The 18,842-nt window shown below is 72.4% G+C and carries 19 protein-coding genes and 1 pseudogene; 6 read left to right on the top strand and 14 right to left on the bottom strand.

Annotated features, from left to right (window positions below; genetic code table 11):
- The first annotated feature begins 114 nt into the window (after nt 1–114).
- The 4 genes from MMB17_RS09820 (at nt 115) to MMB17_RS09805 (ending at nt 4,163) form a co-directional block, all read left to right on the top strand.
- Nucleotides 115–1,119, top strand: a complete 1,005-nt coding sequence (locus tag MMB17_RS09820; RefSeq protein WP_241101815.1) for a DUF6634 family protein — start codon at nt 115–117, stop codon at nt 1,117–1,119.
- Nucleotides 1,120–1,345: 226 nt separating this feature from the next.
- Entirely contained in the window at nt 1,346–2,680 is a 1,335-nt protein-coding gene (locus tag MMB17_RS09815; protein ID WP_012752974.1) for a metallophosphoesterase, read from the top strand.
- A gap of 103 nt (nt 2,681–2,783) precedes the next feature.
- Complete coding sequence (locus tag MMB17_RS09810) at nt 2,784–3,539, top strand: metallophosphoesterase family protein (protein ID WP_241101814.1); 756 nt, start codon at nt 2,784–2,786, stop codon at nt 3,537–3,539.
- 81 nt (nt 3,540–3,620) lie between these two features.
- On the top strand, nt 3,621–4,163 hold the full coding sequence (locus tag MMB17_RS09805; RefSeq protein WP_241101813.1) for a metallophosphoesterase family protein: 543 nt from the start codon (nt 3,621–3,623) through the stop codon (nt 4,161–4,163).
- Nucleotides 4,164–4,326: 163 nt separating this feature from the next.
- On the opposite strand, the gene MMB17_RS09800 is transcribed toward MMB17_RS09805, so the two are convergent.
- The 9 genes from MMB17_RS09800 to MMB17_RS09760 all read right to left on the bottom strand — a co-directional run bounded on the left by MMB17_RS09800 (nt 4,327) and on the right by MMB17_RS09760 (nt 12,298).
- Nucleotides 4,327–4,728 carry an ArsR/SmtB family transcription factor gene (locus tag MMB17_RS09800; protein ID WP_009865682.1) on the bottom strand — a complete coding sequence of 134 codons (402 nt, stop codon included), beginning with the start codon at nt 4,726–4,728 and terminating at the stop codon, nt 4,327–4,329.
- 119 nt (nt 4,729–4,847) lie between these two features.
- Nucleotides 4,848–5,588 (bottom strand): cytochrome c biogenesis CcdA family protein, encoded by a 741-nt coding sequence (locus MMB17_RS09795; RefSeq protein WP_012752972.1) that lies wholly within the window; start codon nt 5,586–5,588, stop codon nt 4,848–4,850.
- Complete coding sequence (locus MMB17_RS09790) at nt 5,581–6,288, bottom strand: ABC transporter ATP-binding protein (protein WP_012752971.1); 708 nt, start codon at nt 6,286–6,288, stop codon at nt 5,581–5,583. The genes MMB17_RS09795 and MMB17_RS09790 overlap by 8 nt, the downstream gene beginning before the upstream one ends.
- Complete coding sequence (locus MMB17_RS09785) at nt 6,281–7,444, bottom strand: ABC transporter permease (protein WP_012752970.1); 1,164 nt, start codon at nt 7,442–7,444, stop codon at nt 6,281–6,283. The genes MMB17_RS09790 and MMB17_RS09785 overlap by 8 nt, the downstream gene beginning before the upstream one ends.
- Before the next feature lie 43 nt (nt 7,445–7,487).
- The gene (locus tag MMB17_RS09780) at nt 7,488–7,952 is read right to left on the bottom strand and encodes a hypothetical protein (RefSeq protein WP_012752969.1); all 465 of its coding nucleotides are present in this window, start codon (nt 7,950–7,952) and stop codon (nt 7,488–7,490) included.
- The gene (locus tag MMB17_RS09775) at nt 7,949–8,506 is read right to left on the bottom strand and encodes a TlpA disulfide reductase family protein (protein WP_009863353.1); all 558 of its coding nucleotides are present in this window, start codon (nt 8,504–8,506) and stop codon (nt 7,949–7,951) included. Before MMB17_RS09775 ends, MMB17_RS09780 begins: the two co-directional genes overlap by 4 nt.
- Nucleotides 8,503–10,566, bottom strand: a complete 2,064-nt coding sequence (locus tag MMB17_RS09770; protein ID WP_192285023.1) for a heavy metal translocating P-type ATPase — start codon at nt 10,564–10,566, stop codon at nt 8,503–8,505. Before MMB17_RS09770 ends, MMB17_RS09775 begins: the two co-directional genes overlap by 4 nt.
- Nucleotides 10,567–10,824: 258 nt before the next feature.
- The gene (locus MMB17_RS09765; protein WP_012752966.1) at nt 10,825–11,451 is read right to left on the bottom strand and encodes a DsbA family protein; all 627 of its coding nucleotides are present in this window, start codon (nt 11,449–11,451) and stop codon (nt 10,825–10,827) included.
- Between the two features lie 85 nt (nt 11,452–11,536).
- Nucleotides 11,537–12,298 (bottom strand): DsbA family protein, encoded by a 762-nt coding sequence (locus tag MMB17_RS09760; protein ID WP_142585967.1) that lies wholly within the window; start codon nt 12,296–12,298, stop codon nt 11,537–11,539.
- A gap of 335 nt (nt 12,299–12,633) precedes the next feature.
- On the opposite strand from MMB17_RS09760, the gene mog reads away from it, so the two are divergent.
- Entirely contained in the window at nt 12,634–13,173 is a 540-nt protein-coding gene (mog, locus tag MMB17_RS09755) for a molybdopterin adenylyltransferase (protein WP_009864996.1), read from the top strand.
- Nucleotides 13,174–13,680: 507 nt separating this feature from the next.
- Here mog and merA read toward each other — a convergent pair.
- The 5 genes and pseudogenes from merA to MMB17_RS09730 all read right to left on the bottom strand — a co-directional run bounded on the left by merA (nt 13,681) and on the right by MMB17_RS09730 (nt 17,852).
- The gene (merA, locus tag MMB17_RS09750) at nt 13,681–15,120 is read right to left on the bottom strand and encodes a mercury(II) reductase (protein WP_012752963.1); all 1,440 of its coding nucleotides are present in this window, start codon (nt 15,118–15,120) and stop codon (nt 13,681–13,683) included.
- Nucleotides 15,121–15,389: 269 nt separating this feature from the next.
- Complete coding sequence (locus tag MMB17_RS09745; RefSeq protein ID WP_012752962.1) at nt 15,390–15,728, bottom strand: cation transporter; 339 nt, start codon at nt 15,726–15,728, stop codon at nt 15,390–15,392.
- 29 nt (nt 15,729–15,757) lie between these two features.
- Entirely contained in the window at nt 15,758–16,162 is a 405-nt protein-coding gene (locus MMB17_RS09740; protein ID WP_009865694.1) for a mercuric transporter MerT family protein, read from the bottom strand.
- 141 nt (nt 16,163–16,303) lie between these two features.
- Nucleotides 16,304–16,681: pseudogene (gene hisI / locus MMB17_RS09735) on the bottom strand (phosphoribosyl-AMP cyclohydrolase); the annotation flags it as partial.
- Nucleotides 16,682–16,766: 85 nt separating this feature from the next.
- The gene (locus tag MMB17_RS09730) at nt 16,767–17,852 is read right to left on the bottom strand and encodes a Vgb family protein (RefSeq protein ID WP_012752961.1); all 1,086 of its coding nucleotides are present in this window, start codon (nt 17,850–17,852) and stop codon (nt 16,767–16,769) included.
- A gap of 63 nt (nt 17,853–17,915) precedes the next feature.
- Here MMB17_RS09730 and MMB17_RS09725 point away from each other — a divergent pair, with 63 nt between their 5' ends.
- Complete coding sequence (locus tag MMB17_RS09725; protein ID WP_012752960.1) at nt 17,916–18,350, top strand: MerR family transcriptional regulator; 435 nt, start codon at nt 17,916–17,918, stop codon at nt 18,348–18,350.
- Nucleotides 18,351–18,842: the final 492 nt, after the last annotated feature.

Below are 18,842 nucleotides of genomic sequence, written 5' to 3'. Positions count from 1 at the left end.
TCAGACGAGACGGTTTCGTGGCTGTCGGTGGACTTGGTGTCCGCGGACGGCTTCGGGCGTGCATGCTGGGGGTCTGCCATGATCGCTGCGTTCTTCGGTGCCGACGGACGTTCCGTGAGTGCCCATGCTGTCCTCGTGGCGACGGTCGCCGCCGCCGCCGGGCGGCCGGCGACGCTGGCGCGGATCACCCGGCCGGCCGAGCCGCGGCTGCCTCGCGGCACGAGGTTGCCGGACGCCGTCCGCGTTGTCGAGCTTCAGGCCGCCTCGGCCGAGGCGGCGGTGCAGGCCGCCTGCGAGGCCGCGACGGCCCGGGACCGCGAAGGCTGGCTGATCCTCGACCTGCCCGCCGAGTGCCTCGCCGCGCCGTCCCTGCGCGCGCATCTCGACGCGGCCGTTCTGCCGGTCGGCCCCACGCCGCTCGACGAACACTTCGCGGCCGCCGTGCTGGGCGACCCGCGCCTCGTGCCCCCCGTTCAGGCCGGGCCCCCGGCCCCGGTCTGGCTGCTCGGCTGCGGCCGCTCCGGCGGCGAGCCCGCCGTGGCGCGCTTCGAGCGCTCGATGCGCGCGGCGGTCCGAACCGGCGCTCCCGACGCGGCCGATGCGATCCGGGCCTTGCCGGTCGCGCTGCCGCGCCTCGGCCCGTCCGACGCCGCCGGCCTCGTCGTGGGCACCCTCACGTCCCGGCTCCTCTGCCAGGGCCTCCACCTCATCGCCGCCATCGAGGCCGCCGCCCGGCACCCCTCCGCCGCCCCGTTGCGACGGCAGGACCTGGCCGAGAGCCTCGGCCCGGCGCCGTCCGCCGGCGGCGGCGCGGACCACCGCGACACGGGCGAGCGCCTCCGCGACCTCGCCGAGGCGCTGGAGGCCATCGAAGAGGGCGCGGGGCCGTCGCCGCAGGACCTGGCGGACGCGCCCCTGCTGGAGGATTGGGACGTCGGGCTCCGGGCCGTGAGGGCCTTGACCGGCGTCGTCTCGGGGCACCCCGACTTCCCCCGGCCGTGCCGGATCAGGACCTCCGAGGTCTACGCCTCGGACGGGCGGACCTGGGTCCGGACCTATTCCCGCTGGTACAGGCTCGGGAGAGCGGTCGGCGACACGGCGCCCACGACCCTGCAATAGGCCGGCCCCGGCCGACGGCGCGACGCCGCGGCAGACCGGGCTGCGGATCACCCCCGCCTGACGGCGGGAGGCACCGCCCTCCCCCGGACCGTGCGCCGTCGGCCTCGCTGTCGGCCGGGAGCCGGCCGGCGTGGCCACGCCCGGTCGCGGCCGGCGCGCCAGCGTCCGCCGCCCACCCCCGCCGTGCGCCGGAGGCGCACCCTCCCCTCGCCTGGAGCCGCCGCCCATGACGGAGTCCCCGACTTGCCCCGCCGGACAGGGGCACGCCGCCCCTGCCGGCGCCCGCCGCGCCACCGGCCCGGACGTCCGGGCGCGGCAAGGCCCGGCCATCCTCCGCCTCTGGCGCGTGGTGCCCGCGACCGGGCTCCGGCCGGCCACGGCCGAGGCGCTGCTGGCCACGCTCCGGACCTGCGCGCCGCCCACCCGCCATCGCTCCTGGGGCGAGGCCCTCGACGGCGACGCCGCCGCCCTGACCCGCGTCGCGGTCACGGTCCTGCGGGTCTGCGGCCCGGAGAGCCGCCTGACGGACCTCGTCGCGAGCGCGCTCCTCGCGCAGGCGCTGCGGGGCGAGCCGGCCGCCGCGGCGCTGCTCGCGCACGCCCTGCGCCGGCTCGGCGAGCGTCGCCCGGGCGAGCCCCACCTCGCCCGGCTCGCCGCGTCCTGGGACGCCTGGGCGCCCCCGCCCGGGGACCGAGCACCGGGGGCCGCCGCGGGCGCTCCCGCCCGCGCCGCGCCGGAAGGGCGCGGCGACCGGTCCCGTCCCCCCGCCGGAAAGGAACGCGGCTTGCGCCTCTGGATCCTGTCTGACCTGCACCGCGACGTCGGCCTGCCCTGGACGCCCGCCGAGATCCCGGACGCCGACGTGGCGGTCGTGGCCGGCGACGTTCGGGAGGGCCTGGTCGAGAGCGTCACCTGGCTCGCGCACGTCATCCGCCCGCACATGCCGGTGGTGTGCGTGGCCGGGAACCATGAATTCTATCGGCGGACCTTCGTCGAGGAGCTCGCGCGCGGGCGGGCGGTCGCCGCGAACCTCGGCGTGCACCTGCTGGAGGACGACACCGTCGTGATCGGCGGCGTCCCCTTCTCGGGATGCACGCTCTGGACCGACTACGACCTCGACGGCCCCGACCTGCGCGCCGCCTCCATGGAGGATGCCCGCCGGGGCATGAACGACCATCGGCTGATCAGCTTCCAGACCAAGCCCCGGTGGATGCGCTTCCGGCCGGAGGAGGCGCTCGCCGTCCACCGGGTCTCGCGGGCCTACCTGGAGGGCGCACTGGCCGCTCCCGCGGCCGCGCCGCGTCGGCCGCACGTCGTGGTGACCCACCACGCGCCGAGCGCCCGCTCCGTCGCGCCCGCCTTCCGAGGCAAGCCCCTCAACCCGGCTTTCGCCTCGCGGCTCGACGCCTTCGTCGAGCAAGCCGGCCCGACCCTCTGGGTGCACGGCCACACCCACGCGTCGATGGACTACCGGCTCGGCGAGACGCGGGTGCTCTGCAATCCGAAGGGCTACGGCGGCGAGAATCCCGCCTTCGACCCGGCCCTGGTCGTGGAGGTCTGACGCCGCCAAGCCCGCGGATCGACGGCGGTTCCGCATGCCCCGCGTCCGGCGGGCGCGCCGCCCTGCCCCCGCGCGTCCTTCACCCCCTTTCCCCGGGAGCCCGATGACGAAGATCCCGCCCAACCTCGCGCGCCCGGTCGTCCCGAGGCGGCTTCCGCGCGGCCTGTGCGCGGGACCTGTCCCGGAGGGGCGCGACGCTGCCTCGCCGCGCCGGCTCGCGGCCGATGCGGCGGCCGCGTCGGCGCTCGGCACGGTCGGCACGGCGCGGGCCTCGAACCCCGAGGCCCCGGAATTCCCGCGGCCGGCGCCGGTTCTGCCGCCCCCGGACGGCGTCGCGATCCAGGCGTTGCGCCGACGCGGCGGCTTGGTCCGCCGGTCGCGCCCGGCTGCCGAGGCCGTGCCGCGCGTGCGGGAGCGCGGCCGGGGGTCGCTCGGGACGAGCCCGCTGACGGCGCCGCCCCCTGCGCCCGCGCTGGAAACGCCCCCGCGGGGCCGGCCGGGCCCGCTCCCCGCGCGCCCGCCGTTGCCGGTGGGCCCCGGGCACGCCGGTCGGGCGCCGGAGACCGCGCGCGGGCCCGGCGGCGGCGGGACGCCCGCGGGGATGCGCCTGTGGATCCTCTCGGACCTGCGGGTCGATCGGGCGCCCTACGAGCTTCCGCACCCTCTGCCGGAGTTCGACGCGCTGCTCGTCGCCGGCGACGTCTGCACCGGCATCGAGGCCGCGTTGGCTTGGCTCGCCCGGGCGCTGGACGGGCGCCAGGGAAGCCGGCCCGTGGTGATGGTGCCGGGCAACGCGGAGTACTGGTCCGACGTCCCCATGGTCGAGGCGCTCGCCCGGGGCCGCGCCCTGGCGCGGTAGCTCGGTCTCCATCTCCTCTCGGACGCCTGCGTACGCCTCGACGACGGCCACGGCCGCGGCGTGCACGTGGTCGGCGCAACCTTGTGGACGGACTGGGCCCTGCATGGGCCGGCCCGCGCCCGCCTCGCGCGAGGGTATGCCCGGCATCACTGGCCGGATGCCCGCCGCATCCGCCTGCGCGCCGGCCGTGACTGGTCGCCACCGGACGCCGCCGGGGCCCACGCCCGCTCGCGCGCCTACCTGGAGGACGCGCTCGGCTCCATCGCCTACCAGGAGGTCGGCTTCCGGGCGACCGCGACGTCCGTCGTCACCGGCGTCGCGCGCGGGGACCGCGCCGTGGTGTTGACCCACCATGCCCCGTCGCGCCGCTCCCTGGCCGCGGATTGGCCCGGCTGGCTCGGCGACGAGTGGGTCGCCGCCGCCCTCGTCTCCGACCTCGAACCGCTGATGAGCGGCTGGGGCGCCCCGAGCCTCTGGGTCCACGGTCACGTCCCGAGCCGCGCCGACTACAGGCTGGGCCGGACCCGCGTCGTGGCGAACCCCACACCGGGGCGGTACCGGGGCCCATCAGCACGGCCTGACGGCCGCGGTTGCCATGCGGGCCCCACCCGAGCTCCCACGTGAGCCCGGCTCCCCTACACCGGTTCCGGCGCCATCGGCCGACAGGATCCGGCGTGGTCACCCGATGACGGGACGGGCGCCCGCCCGGGCCGGAACCGCGGCGCCCGGGTTCCGGGTTGCGGCCCGGGACCCGCCACGTGGGCCCATGCCCGGTCGGTGGCTACGGCTAGCAAGAGCCGCCGCCGCACCCGATCTCCGTGCAGGCCACCACGCCCCGGGCGGTGTCGGCCACGAGCTCCTCGGTGAGGCGTAGCAGGCTCTCGACGCGCGGGTCGCTGAGGCGGTAGCGCACGAAGCGCCCCTCCTGCTCGCGCAGGACCAGCCCGCAATCGTACAGGCAGCCCAGGTGGTTCGAGACGTTCGACTGCGTCAGCCCCGTGGCCTGCACGATCTCCGACACGCTCAGCGCCCCGGGGCGCAGCGCCTCCAGGATGACGAGGCGCGAGGGATCGGACAGGCCGCGGCAGAGCTTGGCCATGTGTTCGGCCTTCCGGCGCAGGGCCGCCGGCGCAGCGCTGCGCTGGGGTCGAGCACGCCGCCCGGGCAGGAGGGTCTGGTCTTCAGCCATGCTTGGACATCGTCATTCGCTGATATGTGGCGCGACGCCTCTCGATCCCCAGCCCGGCCAGCCCGTGCGGCGCGTCGATGCCGGGTCTCCACCATGTGGAGCCGCACAAGCGCGCCTCGTCAGCCGATCCGGCCGAGGGCTGGCCAGGTTTCCAGCAGCCAGGAGCCGATCTCGGTCAGGCGGCCCGTCATCATGGCGAGCCCCATGCCGATCATCACCCCTCCGGCCGCGAGATTGAGGAGCCGCCCGAACCGGCCGAGGCCCCGCCCGAGGCCGAGCAGCCGGTCGGTGAACAGCGTGGCCAGCAGGAACGGCAGCCCGAGCCCGAGCGAGTAGGCGGCGAGCAACACCAGGCCGCCCGCGCCGGCGGTGACGGTGGTCACGGCGAGGATCGACCCGAGCACGGGTCCGATGCAGGGTGTCCAGCCGAAGGCGAAGGCCAGGCCGAGGAGGTAGGCCCCGCCGGGCCCGCCGCCGGCAAGCGCCCCGTGGTAGCGCAGGTCGCGTTGCAGGGCCGGGAGCCGCAGGACGCCCGTCGTCACCAGGCCGAAGAGGAGGATGACGGCGCCGCCGATGATGCCGGCCTCAGACCGGTAGGACAGGACGAGCCGGCCCAGCGCCGTGGCGCCGGCGCCCAGAAGGACGAACACGGTCGAGAAGCCGAGCACGAAACACAGCCCGAGGGGGAGCGCGCGGACGGCCGGACCGGCTCGCGCGCCGCTCCTGGCTTGGCCGGCGAGTGACCGGCCAGCCACGAAGGAAACGTAACCCGGCACCAGCGGCAGCACGCACGGGGACAGGAACGAGACCGCGCCGCCGGCAAAAGCGGTCAGCAGACCCGCCGTCGAGACCTCAGGCACCGGCGCGCTCCACGGCCGCGTCCGACGCGATCCGGCCGTCGCGGACGTTGACGAGCCGCTGCGCCCTCGCGGCCACGGCCGGGCTGTGGGTCACCATGACGAGGGTCCGTCCGTGGCGGTGAAGCGCGGCCAGCCGGTCGAGGACGTCCGCCTCGGCGGTCGAGTCCAGGTTCCCGGTCGGTTCGTCGAGAAGCAGGAGATCCGGGTCGTTGGCGAGCGCCCGGGCCAGGGCGACGCGTTGTTGCTGGCCCCCGGAGAGCTGGCCCGGCAGATGGCCGGCCCGGTCGGCGAGCCCCACTTGGTCCAGGAGGTCGAGCCCCTTGCCGCGTGCCCGGGACGCGGGCCAGCCGCCGAACCAGAGGGCGGTCTGAACGTTTTCGAGCGCGGTCAGGTGCGGCAGCAGATTGAAGAACTGGAACACGAAGCCGATCTTGCGCGCTCTCACCGCGGCGAGGCGGCGTGCGCTCAGGCGGGACAACTCCTCCCCATCGAGATGGACCTTCCCGCTCGTCGAGCGGTCGAGGCCGCCCATCAGGTGCAGCAGCGTGCTCTTGCCATGGCCGGAGGGCCCGACGACCGCGACCCAACTGCGCCGCTTGATCGCGAGCGACGCCTCGTCCAGGGCCACCGCCGCCGCCTCGCCGCGGCCGTAGACCCGGGAGACCTTCTCCAAGCGGACCAGCGCATCTGCCTCAGACATGTCGGATCGCATCCATCGGTGTGAGCCGCGCCGCGCGCCAAGCCGGATAGAACCCGGCGAGCAGCGCCAAGGCGACGGAGAACGCCAGCACGCCCGCCATCGTCCCGGGGTCGAGCGCCGGCGTGGGCGATTGGCGCAGGGCCGCCGTGAAGGGATTGTCGGCAAGGGACGGCCCGATCCGGTAGGCCGCCAGCACGCCGAGGCCGAGGCCGATCAGCCCTCCGAGCCCGCCGTAGAGACCGGATTCCAGGAGGAAGCCGATGAACAGCGTGCGCCGGGTTCCCCCGATGGCCTGCAGGATGCCGATCTCGCGCCGCCGCTCGTAGACGGCCGTCATGAGCGTGTTGGCGATGCCGAAGGCGGCGGCCACCACGCCGACGATGGCGACCGCCTGCATCGCCGCGCCGACGGTGCCGACGATGGAGAGGACCGAGCTCACGAGCTGCTTGTCCGACACCACGGCGACGTTGGCCGCCTCCTGGATGCGCAGGCTGATCTCGTCCGCCCGCTCCAGGTCGTCGACCTGCACGGCGACGAAGGAGACCTTGCCCTCGGTCTCGTAGATGCGCTGGACGACGGCGAGCGGCGCGAAGGCGGCGACGTCGTCCTTGGTTCCGGTCGTGTCCAGGACGCCGACGACCGGGAGCGGGCGGCCGCGGACGGTGAAGGTCTCCCCCGGCCGCAGCCCGAACTGCTGGGCGATGGCCGCGCCGATGACCACGCCTGCCTCGTCGGGTCCCTGGAAGTAGCGTCCCTGGCCCACGCGCCAGCCTTGGAGCGCCCGCATCGCCGTCGGCTGGATGCCGATCAGCGGCACCGGGCGGTTCCGGAAGGCCGTGCGCTGGTTCAGGTAGGGCACGGCCGTCCGCACCCCCGGCACCGCCGCGATCTTGGCGAGTTCCGTCATCGCGATGGCTTCCGGCAACTGCTCGCCGGTGAGAACCGAGATCTGCTCGTAGGCGCACCAGCCCTTCGGGGTGACGACGAGGTTCGCCCCCAGCCCCTGCGCCTGGCGCCGGATCTCCTGGGTCAGGCCCTGGCCGAGCGTGAGAAGGGCCACGAAAGCCGCGATGCCGACGGCCACGCCCGCCAGCGTGAACGCGAAGCGGCCGGGCCGGCGGACGAGATTGCGCCAGACAAGGGTTCCGAGATTCACGCTGCGTCTCCCGCCGAGCCTGCCGTCGTGCCGCCAGGGCGCGTCATTGGAACTGACCGTGGTTCTTCAGGCCGGTCACCCGGAAATACGGGTGCCGGTCGCCCTGGACGAGCTCGCCTTCCAGGTCGACCTCGTCCCAGCGCGCAACCGGCATCGCGGTCTCCGCGCTGACCGGCAGGTAGAACTTCGCGCAGTTCGTCGATTTGCAGATCTTGGCCTCGCGGGCATCCACAACCACGAACTTGCGGGGGCTGGTGCCCTCGGCTCTGGCGACGACCGCGCGCAGCGTGATGCCGCCCTTATAGTTGAAGGGATCCGCGGCGATGTCATCGACCTGGAGCGCGCCGGGCGGGAGCGGCCGGGGCGTGCCGCCCAGCCCAGCGAGGACGTTTCCGGTCGCGCCCCGGGTGTTGGCCCAGAGGGCTCCTCCCAGGACGGCGATGCCGACGGCCGTGAGCGTCGCGAGCGCGAGCCGGGACGTGCGCGAGGGGGGTGTTGCCGCGTTCATGAGGTCCTTCCTCTCTGTTGGGCGATGGCATTTCTCAGGATGGCCTCGATCCGCGGCCCGTCCCATTCCGCCGGCCCGACGAAGCGGCCGATCTCATGGCCGTCCCGGTCGAACAGGAGGGTGGTCGGCAGCCCCGCGGCCCCGACCTGCGGCAGGACGGCTCCCGCGCTGTCGAGGAACACCGACAGGTGCCGCACGCCGGCGGTTTCGTAGAACCGGCGCACGACCGCGGCGCCGCCCCGGTCCACGGACAGGGCGACGACCTGGAAGTCCGGCCCGCCGAGCTTGGCTTGCAGACGGTCCAGCGCCGGCATCTCGTGGCGGCAGGGCAGGCACCAAGTCGCCCAGAGATTGACGAGAACGACCTGGCCGCGGAAATCCGCCAGGCGAGCCGGATGTCCCTCGCCGTCCACGAACGCCAGCAAGGCGGGGGAACCGGGGCCGGCGACCTTCGACCAGAGCGCCCCGCCGGCGAGGAGCAGGACAGCGGGGACCAGCCACGCCAGGCGCCGGGTTGCCGGCCGCTTCAGGCTCTCCATGCGGGTCTGGCTCATGCCCGCGCCTCGGTCGCGCGCGGCACGGCTGGGTCTTGGTCAAGCCGAAGTGGCGGGCATCCGGGCTTGTCGGGACCGCCCCCGCCGGGCCGCGCGCCGGACCTCGGACGTAAGAGGCGGGCCGAGTTCGCGAGAATTCCGAAATCGGGTCCCGCCTGCGCGGCGGCTGCCAGCGTCGGCGGCAGGAGGCCGGACGCCGCGAGGCTGAGGCCGGTCAGGTTGTAGACGACCGTGAAGCCGAGGTTGAACCGCACGGCCCTCATGGTGCGCCGCGCGATGCGGACCACCTCGGGCACGAGGGTCCAATCCTCGCGCATGAGCGCGACATGCGAGGCCTCCAGGGCGACGCCGCTGCCCGCGGCGCCCATCGCGATGCCGACGTCGGCCTGGGCCAGCGCCGGTGCGTCGTTGACGCCGTCGCCGATCATCACGACGACGTGCCCGCGGCTCTGGTACTCCTTGACGACCGCGATCTTCTCCTCCGGCAACAGGTCGGCGCGGTAACCCAGGCCGAGCGGTCCGGCGAGCGCAGCGGCGGTGCGAGCGTTGTCGCCCGTCACCAGCTCGAAATGCCGGATGCCGAGCGCCCGCAGCGCGGCGAGGGCGGCCGGCACCGCGGGCCGCTCGGTGTCCGTCGCCGCCAGAACCCCGACAGGGCTGCCATCGCAGGCCACGACCACGAGCGTCTTGCCCGCCGCTTCCAGATCGGCCATCCGCGGCGGTATGTTAAATCCTTCCGGCAGCAGGCGTCTGCCGCCCACGGTGACCGTCGCGCCCGCGATACGCGCCCGCACGCCGTGGCCGGGCATGGCCTCGAAGTGCTCGGGCTCAGCCGGACAGAGCTGGCGTTCGGCCGCCGCCGCTCGCACCGCCTCGGCCAGGGGATGTTCGGAGTAGCGTTCCGCGCCCGCCGCCATCCTCAGCAACCGCTCCTCGCCCGGAGCGCCCGATCCATCGAACGGCACGACGTCCGTGATCCGAGGCCGGCCGAACGTCAGCGTGCCGGTCTTGTCGAGCAGCACCACGTCGGCCCTGGCGAGAGCCTCCAGGTAGCGCCCACCCTTGATCAGGAGACCGCGCCGGGCGGCGCTGCCGATCGACGCGATCATGGCGACGGGCGTGGCCAGCGCGAACGAACAGGAGCAGGCCACCATCAGCACCGCCGCGGTCGCGAGCGCGTTTCCACTCACGAAGAAGGTGGCGGTCGCGACGGCGATGACGACGGGCAAGTACCAGGTCGCGAACGTGTCCGCGATGCGCTGCACGTCGGCGCGGTGTCGGTCGGCCTCCTCGACCATCTTGATGACCCGGCCGAAGGTCGTGTCGACGCCGATGGCGGTCGCTCGGACACGCAGGGCGCCGAGTTGAGCGAAGCTCGCCGCGAAGACGCGCGCGCCGGGGCCCGCTTCGACCGGCATCGACTCGCCGGTGATCGAGGCCTGGTTCACGGTGGCCTGTCCGGCGATGACCTCGCCGTCGACGGGAACCTTCTCGCCCGGGCGCACGACCACGGTCTCGCCGATCCGCACCTCGGCGACCGGCACTTCGATCTCGGACCCGTGGCGCTCGACCCGGGCTTTTTCGGGAGCGAGGCTGGTCAACTCCCTGACGGCGCGGCGTGCGCGCTCGGCGGTGAAATGCTCGACGTAATCGGCGAGCCGCATGAAGAACACGACGATGATCGCGGCCGGCCAAGCGCCCGTGAGCACGGCGGCGCCGAGGCCGACCGTCATGAGGGTGTGCGAGGTCACCCGCCGCCTGAACGCGGCGCGCAGGACGGAACGGAAGATCGGGTAGCCGCCGAGGAGGACCGCCGCGAGCCAGAGCGGCCATGCGACAAACCCGGACAGCCGGTCCAGGAGACCGGACCATTCGGCGAAGACCACGAACCCGACGACAGCCCCCAGGGTCGCGCCGAAGGCGGCGAGCAGACCGGCCGAGAAGCTGGCCATCGTGTTCTGCAGCGCAGGGTCGCGCGCGGCCGAAACGGCGCCGCAGCCGTCGCCGCACCCGCATGCCGGGGCGTCGGCGGCGTCGTGGCCCGGTCGTTCGCTCAGCATGGCTCGGCCTCCGCGCGCGGGGCCGGTATCGGGGCGACACCCCGTGCGGTGCCGGCCGGCCCTGCTTCCGGCAAGCGCAGCGCGACCGCGCCGCCCGGGTCGCGCAGGTCCCGCGGCCGGGCGCTCGGATCCGGTGTCGCCGTGCGGTGCGTCACACCCGCGTGTTTCTGGGCGCCGATGCGGCGGGCAGGGGTATTCGGGGCCATTCACGAAACCGTGCGGAGGGGTGGGGACGAGCGCCCGGACGGGTTCGCCCCCTCAGGAACCGAGCATGGGGGCGATGATTTTTTCGATGTCCTCCATCGAAAGGTTCCCAGCGTACCTTTGTCCGTTGATGAAAAAAGTCGGCGTTGAACTCACCTTGAAGGTCTCGGTGGCGCGCCGCCTCACGGCGCTGACCGACGCGTATAACTTCTGATCTTTGAGGCAGGACTCGAATTTTTCTTGTTGAAACCCAGCTTGCCGCAGGATCGCCTGCAGATCGTCCAGGGGCTTGGCAGTGAAAGCCCAGTCCTTCTGATGATCGAAGAGTAGATCGGTGACCGGGTAATAGCTTGCATGGCCCTTGCAGCGGGCCAGCATGAATCCGGCGGTCGCCAGGGGGTCCAGCGGAAACTCGCGCAGGATGAAGCGCACCTTCCCCGTGTCGATGTAGCGCCGCTTCAGCTCCGGGTACGTCTCTCGGTGAAATGCCGCACAATGGCCGCATGTCAGGGACGCGTATTCGACAATCGTCACCCTGGCGTCCGGCGACCCGAGCACGACATCCCCGAGCGGCCCCGCCTCGGCGAGTTCCCGGGCCGATACGTTTTGTGCAAGGGCCGGCTTCACGGTTGCCGAGGCCGAGGCTATCAACAGCAGCCGAAGTGCTCCGCGTCGGTTCATCGCAATTCGCTTCCTCGGCAGATGCTTGGATGCGGCTCGCCCGGTCTGCGGAATGGGGCCTGGCGGGCGCTGGGATGCATGACGGTCAGCACGAAGCCCTGTCGCATTCGCGGATGTTCGCGATGGCCCGCTGCAGCGCTTCGACGCCCACCGCGCCCGCGATGATGCCGTCGTTGAGGACGAACGCCGGGGTCCCCGTTATGCCGAGCTGGTCGGCCAGGGCGGCATTCTCCCGGAGCACGGTCGCGACCGCCTCGTCCTGCATGTCCTTCCGCAGCTTCCCGGGATCGAGCCCGAAGTCCTTGGCGACCGCGAGGGCGCGTTCCCCATCGGCGCGGCCTCGCGTTTCCATCAGCTTGTCATGGAACTCTCGGAGCTTGCCTGCGGGCAGTCCCCGCTTCGCGGCGATTGCGACGCGGCTGGCGTCGGTCGAGGCCGCCCCGAGAACCGGGAACTCCTTGAGGACCACCCGCAGCTTCGGATCGCTCTTGACCAGGGCGTCCACATCGCTTCTCGCCTTTCGACAGTACGGGCAATTGTAATCGAAAAACTCCACGAGCGTGACGTCGCCGGCCGGATTGCCGATAACGTAATCGTTTGCGGAGTTGACCAGCTTACCGCGCGCTTCGCGCAGTGCGACAGCTTGTGTCGCCTTCTGCGCCTCCTGCTGGCGGCGCTCAAGCTCGGTCAAGGCCTCCTGAACCACGTCCGGGTTCTTCAGCAGATACTCCCTGATGACCGCTTCGAAGGCCGGCCGCTGCTCCGCGCTCAGGATGCCGGACTGACCCTGAGCGACGGCCGGAGCGGAGGCGAGCAACCCGATGAGGGCGAGGCGAAACGGGATCATGAGTGCCGAATGGCTCCTTCCGACCGGCCCCGACCGAGGGGCTTGCGGTACCGATCATCTCATCATATTGCCATGTGCTGATATGTCTGGCAAGCGCCTGGCTCGGGCGGCGCGCCGGCACACCCCGGCCGCGCGATCCTGGGGTGTCAGGCCGTCCTATGCGGAGATCCCGAAACGCGATGTCACGTTCAACGACGGCGACGGTGATACCGCAGGGGCGGCGCCGTTCACGCGGACGGAAGCACCGGAGCCATGGAGCGGTACCCTCGCGCCCGACCAGCGGCTCGCCTGCGTGACGAGGCTCTGCCGCACCTGAAGTTTGGAGACGGCCTCTCATGACCCCATCGGCCCGCCCGGCGCGGATCGGCATTCTGACGGTCTCGGACCGTGCGAGCTCAGGCGGCTACGCGGACGCGAGCGGGCCGGCCATGCATGCCGTCCTGGCGGAAATCCTCGCCTCTCCCTGGGAGGCGGTCGCGCGCACCGTGCCGGACGGCGTCGAGAGCGTGCGTGACGCCCTGATCCGGCTCGTGGACGACGCGCACTGTGACCTGGTCCTGACCACCGGCGGGACGGGGCCGGCGCCCCGCGACCTCACCCCCGAGGGTACCGAGGCCGCCTGCGACAGGATGATGCCCGGCTTCGGCGAACTGATGCGGCGGCGCGGCCTGGATCAGGTGCCGACCGCCATCCTGTCGCGGCAGACGGCGGGCCTGCGCGGCAAGGCGCTGATCGTGAACTGTCCCGGGCGTCCCTCGTCCATCCGCGTCAGCCTGCTCGCCGTATTCCCGGCCATCCCGTATTGCCTGGACCTGATCGGGGCAGCGCGTATCGAGACGGATCCGGCCGTGGTGCAGGCGTTCCGGCCGACTTAACCCGCCGGAGACCGCCCGGTCTGCCACGGTTCTCCCCTCTCCTTGCGATGGCGGCATCGATGGCGCAGAGGGCATTGAGGGACTGCCCACCGAGCAAGGCCCGGTGGCCTGTCGCGACGCGTGAGAACGGGTACGCGTACCGGATGACCGCCGTCGCGGGCTCCAGGCCGATCAGGTCCCGCCGCCGCAAGCGTCCCAGGCGGGCTCGCGCATGATCCTCGGCGACGCCCACCGTGGCGGCGATGGCGCCAGGGTGGACGTCCCCGTGCCGCGTAGAGGCGGCGGACGGCGCGCCAGAGCCGATCCTCATCGGCCTCCAGCGGACGCGCTTACGCCTCGATCAAGCTGGACCGCGCAGCCGTCGCCGGGCGAGCGCGGCCCGCGCGCCAGGCGAGACAGCGGCCGACCATTCCGGGCGGAGCACGCCCGGCCTGATCTCGACGGCAGAACGCTGCGGTCTCGCCTGCAGGTCGGAAGACATCCCCCTGCGGATCCTGGGCATCCCGGTTAACCGGCGCAGCAGGACAATTTCCTGACGTCCCTGTCGAAGGTCTGGGCCGCGAGCTTGAGACCCTCGACGGTGGTCAGGTATGGGAAGATCGTCTCCGCGAGCGCGTCGATGGTCAGCCCGCCGCGGATGGCCATCGCCGCCGTCTGGATGCTGTCCGCGCCCTCGGGGGCCAGGATATGCGCTCCCAACAGCTGCCGGGTCGCGCGATCCGCCACGAGCTTGATCAGCCCGCGCGTGTCGCGCGCCGCGAGCGCGCGGGGCACGTTGTCGAGCGTGAGCACCGAGGTGCGCACGTCGTACCCGGCCGCCCGGGCCTGCACCTCGGTGAGGCCGACGCTTCCGACCTGAGGGTCGGTGAACACCACGGCCGGCATCGCCCTGTTGTCGTAGCGCAGGCTGTCGCCGTTGAGGGCGTTCTTGGCGGCCAGTTTCGCGCCGTAGGCCGCCATGTAGACGAACTGGTCCTTCCCGGTGACGTCGCCGGCAGCGTAGATGCCCGGCTTCGAGGTGCGCATGCGGTCGTCGACCACGATGGCGCCCGTCGGCGTCTGGGCGACACCCGCGTCGGCGAGACCGAGGTCCTCGGTATTCGCGGTGCGCCCGGTCGCCGCCAGGATCCGCTCGGCCGTGACGGTCTCCCGGCGGCCGTCCCGCCAGAACGTAAGGCTCACGCCACCCTCCGTCCTGTCCACGGCCTCGTAGGACAGGCCGCCCAGAACGGCGATGCCTTCGCCGGCCAGATAGCCGGCGAGGGCCTCCCCGATCTCCGGCTCCGCCGCGGGCAGGAGCCGGCTGCGGCAGACGAGCGTCACGGCGACCCCGACCCGCGCGAAGGTCTGCGCAAGCTCCGCGCCGATGTAGCCGCCGCCGAGGACGATCATCGAGCGCGGAAGTTCGGTGAGGGCAAGCGCCGCGGTGCTGTCGAGGGGCGAGGCGTCGGCAAGGCCGGGAATGTTCGGCATGGCCGGGCGCGTGCCCGTGGCGATGAGGATGCGATTCGCCGCGAAATGCCGGCCCCCTGCCTCGACCCCGCCGGCGACGAGGCGCGCGCGACCCTCGTGGTAGGACACGTTGTTGTAGGCCGGCAGGAGGTCCGCGTACTTCGCCTGGCGCAGGCCCTGCACCAGGGCGTCCTTCTGGGCGACCTGGGCGCGCCAGTCGGTCACCCGAGCCTGGGCCTGGATGCCCGCGAACCGGCCGCCCGCGGTGTTGGCATGGTGCACGGTCTCCGCGGCCCGGATCAGGGCCTTCGAGGGGACGCAGCCCACGTTCACGCAGCTGCCGCCCAACGTGCCGTGCCCGATGAGGGCGACCTGTGCGCCCTGCTCGGCGGCCGTGATCGCGGCCGAGAACCCGGCCGAACCGGCGCCGACGACGACGAGGTCGTAGGGGCCGCTGCCGTTGTTCCCGCGCGGGGTGCTGCAGCAATCGCTCATGATCTCAGCTTCCGTGTGTGTTCGTCCGCGCCGCGGCACTCGGATGCCGCCGGACGCGTGGAGGTGTTGAACCGATCGGGCTTGATCCCGGCTGAGCTGCCCAGGACGAGGATTGGCGGGACCGGGACACCGTCGGCCCCGGTGGCCCCGGCCGCGAGACCGCCCGATCCTGGGACGGCCACCGGGATGGGCGTCGCGCGCCAGGGCGCGGCCGGGCAGGCGCCGGCTCGAAGGAGATGGCGGTCGCCAGAATGATGTCCCGGGCCTCGTCAGCGCGCCTGAGCGGGGCTGCCGGTGATGTCGGCGGCCGCGTTCCTCACCTCCTTCACGGAGGACGGGTACCCGGCGTTGGTGGCCGCCCCGGACAGGGCCTCGGCCGTGACCTTGTCGTCGTCGAAGGTCACGGTGGCCGTGGCCGTGCCGCCACGTTCGACGACCGTGACCTGGGTCACCCCGTCGAGGCGCGACAACGTCTTCTTGACGATGGGCGCGCAGGTGACGCAGCTCACGTTCTGGACGTCGAGAATGGCCGTGCGCGGGGCGGCGAAGGCGCCACCGGCCGGCGCCAGGACCGATCCGGCGATGAGGGCGCGAAGCAAGATCTTCATAGTGATCTCCTGGGTAAGGACGGTGAGGGTCAGACGAACAGGGGGGCGGTGTAGGGGAAGGTCACGGCCGCCAGGACGAGTGCGGCGGCAATCCACAGCCCGATCCTGGCGAGACGGCCCGAGCCGGGCCGCGCGCACGCGCCGGCATCCGCGCAGGCCGCCGGCCGGCGGTAGGCCCGCCAGAACCCGAAGCCAAGGAACGCCACCGCCGCGGCGATGAAGACGGGCTGGTAGCGCGCGAGCGCGGTCAGGTTGCCGATCCAGGCCCCGCTGACGCCGAGGCTGAAGAGTGCGAGGGGCAGGATGCAGCAGGAGGAGGCTCCGAGCGCGGCGAGGATGCCGCCGACGGCAGCGATCCTCTGCCCGTCCCCTTCGGCCTCGCTGCGCGGTGCGACCGTGCTCTCGCATGGAGCCGTGCCAACCAACTTGTCCATGTGGGATCCTTTCGATGTCCGGATTGTGCAACCTGTAGCGACTACAGGTGCAAGCGCTGATTTGGGCCGTTCACGTGTTCCTCGCTCCGGCCTCGGGACGGCTCTGCGGGCTGCCCCGGTGGGATCGGGTCCAGGATGAGGGATCGGCCCGTCCGGCCCGGTCACCACGCGACGGTAGAAGCAGCTGGAGCGGCCGGTGTGACAGGACCCTGCTCGACCGGCCAGGCGAACCCTCAGCCAGATCGCGTCCTGGCCGCAGTCCACCCGGATCTCCTGGACGTGTTGGACCTGCCCGCTCGTCGCGCCCCTGTGCCAGAGGCGCTGCCGGGACCGGCTCCAGAACCACGCCTCACCGGTCTCGATGCTCCTGTGGAGCGCGGCGGCCTTCATCCAGGCCAGCATCAGGACGGCGCCGGAGCCCGCGTCGGTGGCAACGGCCGGAAGCAGCCCGGCGCCGCCGAAGCGTGGCAATAGCGCGGCGCATTCCTCGCGGGCGATGGTCTCGCCAGAGTGGAACATGCGTCGCCCTCGGTCTTGCCCGTGCCGGGTCGCCGCCGGCGGACCTGCGGCCCCGTCCACGACCCGGCGAAGACCCGAGAGTCGCTCACCGGTTGCCGCCCTCGGGCCGGTGACGCCCGATCCCGTTCGAGCGGGCGAGGGCGAACCAGACGGCGCCGTCCGGATCGACTGCGATCCCGTTCGGTGCCTTGAGGCCGCCCAGACCGATCTCGCTGAGCCGTCCGCCCGGGGACAGACGGCTGAGCCGTCCGCCACAATGCTGCGTCACCCACAGCGCGTCGCTGCTGGCCGCGATGCCGCAGGGAGACCTCGTGCCCGTACAACGGGCAGGGTGGCCGTCCTCGGAAACGGAACCAGGCGCGCACGATGCGAGCGTAAACTCGGTCACGCTGCCGTCTGTCGTGATCCGACCGATGGCATCCGCCGCAGCCTCGGTGAACCACAGGGCGCCGTCCGGACCGGAAACGATATTTTGCGGGGCGCTATCTGGGGTCGGCAGCGGGAACTCCGCAACCTGGCCGGCCGGTGTGATCCGGCCGACCGTGTTGCTGTTGAAGCCCGTGAACCAGAGATTGCCGTCGGGCCCGAGCGTGATGCCGTAAGGCGTCAGGGTCTTGGCGAGGCTGAACTCGCTCATCCTCCCCTCGGCCGTGATGCGGCCGATCCGGTTCGTGCCCGACAGCGTGAACCACAGGGCACCGTCGGGCCCCGTCGTGAGGCCGAACGGGTAGCTCTCGGGCGTCGGGACCGGATATTCCGTGATCACGCCCGCAGGCGTGATGCGCCCGATCTTGTTGCCGCGGTTCTGCGTGAACCACAGGGCGCCGTCCGGACCGGCCACGATCGCCTGTGGGCGGCTGTCTTGGGTCGGGATGGGGTATTCGGTCAGTTCGCCGTCGGGAGCGAGCCGCCCGATCCTGTTGCCCTGCTTCTCCGTGAACCAGATGGTGCCACCGGGTCCGACGGCCACGCTTTCCGGGTAGCTGTCGGGGATCGGGAGCGCGAAGAGCCCCACGTCGCCGGCGTGCGCCGGGCCGGTCAGGGCCAGGACGACCGGAAGGCTCCCGAGGCGCAGCGGCCGGAGGCGGAAGCGCGAGATTTCGTCGATCACACTCCGGGCATGCCTGCGCAAGGCCTGGGGGACGCGGGCAATCAAGGAGAATTTCAACACGGCTTTCCCTCCCACCTTGGAGGGGCTAGCATCTGTAGCGACTACAGGTTCAAGGAGATTTGCATGGGCATCGTTCCTGCGTCGCGCGGACGCGCTGCCCTGACCATCGGGGCGCTTTCTGAGGGAACCGGCGTCAACATCGAGACGATCCGGTATTACGAGAAGGTCAAGCTCCTGCCGGCACCGCCCCGGACGGCCGGGAACCAGCGGATCTACGATCGAGCTCACCGGCAGAGGTTGACCTTCATCCGCCGGGCCCGCGAGCTCGGGTTCAGCGTCGAGGACATCCGGGCGCTGCTGACGCTCGTCGACCGCCACGCGGTCACCTGCGGGGAAGTCCAGGGCGTCGCCGACCGCCAACTGATCGCGGTGCGGGCGAAGATCGCCGACCTCCGGCGGATGGAGCGCGTCCTGAAGGACATGACCGCGGCCTGTATCGGCGGCCTCGTACCCGACTGTCCGATCATGGAGACGCTGTTCCAGGACGAGGACTCGTGACGCCTGCATCCGCCGGCCGTATGCTTCGGGCACGCGGCCGGCGGCTTCCCGCCGCCTCAGGTGGCCGACGGCCTGCTCCACACGTGACCGCCAGCAGCGAGCGCGCTCAAACCGGCACCCTCCGAGGCCGGCCGATAGGTTCGCGGGCAGACGCCGCCGAGCCTGTTCGACAATCCAGACCGAACTTCGCATTCACCTCTGGCCGATACGGAACCGAAGAAACTTCCGGCCCGGCGGAAACCTGAAGCTGCTCCAGGTTTGTTGACCATCGTGCGTGCGGCCATCGGCCCATCTTCTGTCGCCGGTCGGGTCAGACGCGGGCTCGTCCGAGGCACCAAGCCGAGCCGGGGCCCGCTTGCGCCTGTCTGGCTGCCGACCTGTTCGGGGAGGTTCCATGCTGTCCGCTCGCGGCCCTTCGCGTGAGGTGGGCAATATCCCGGAACCGGCGCGAGCGCGGGAGTCGCCACCTTCCTCGCCTTCGCCGCGCTTGCC

Source organism: Methylobacterium organophilum (genome assembly GCF_022533465.1).
Lineage (GTDB): Bacteria > Pseudomonadota > Alphaproteobacteria > Rhizobiales > Beijerinckiaceae > Methylobacterium > Methylobacterium organophilum.
The sequence above is the reverse complement of the archived record's forward strand: the minus strand, read 5'-3'. Positions and strand labels throughout refer to the sequence as shown.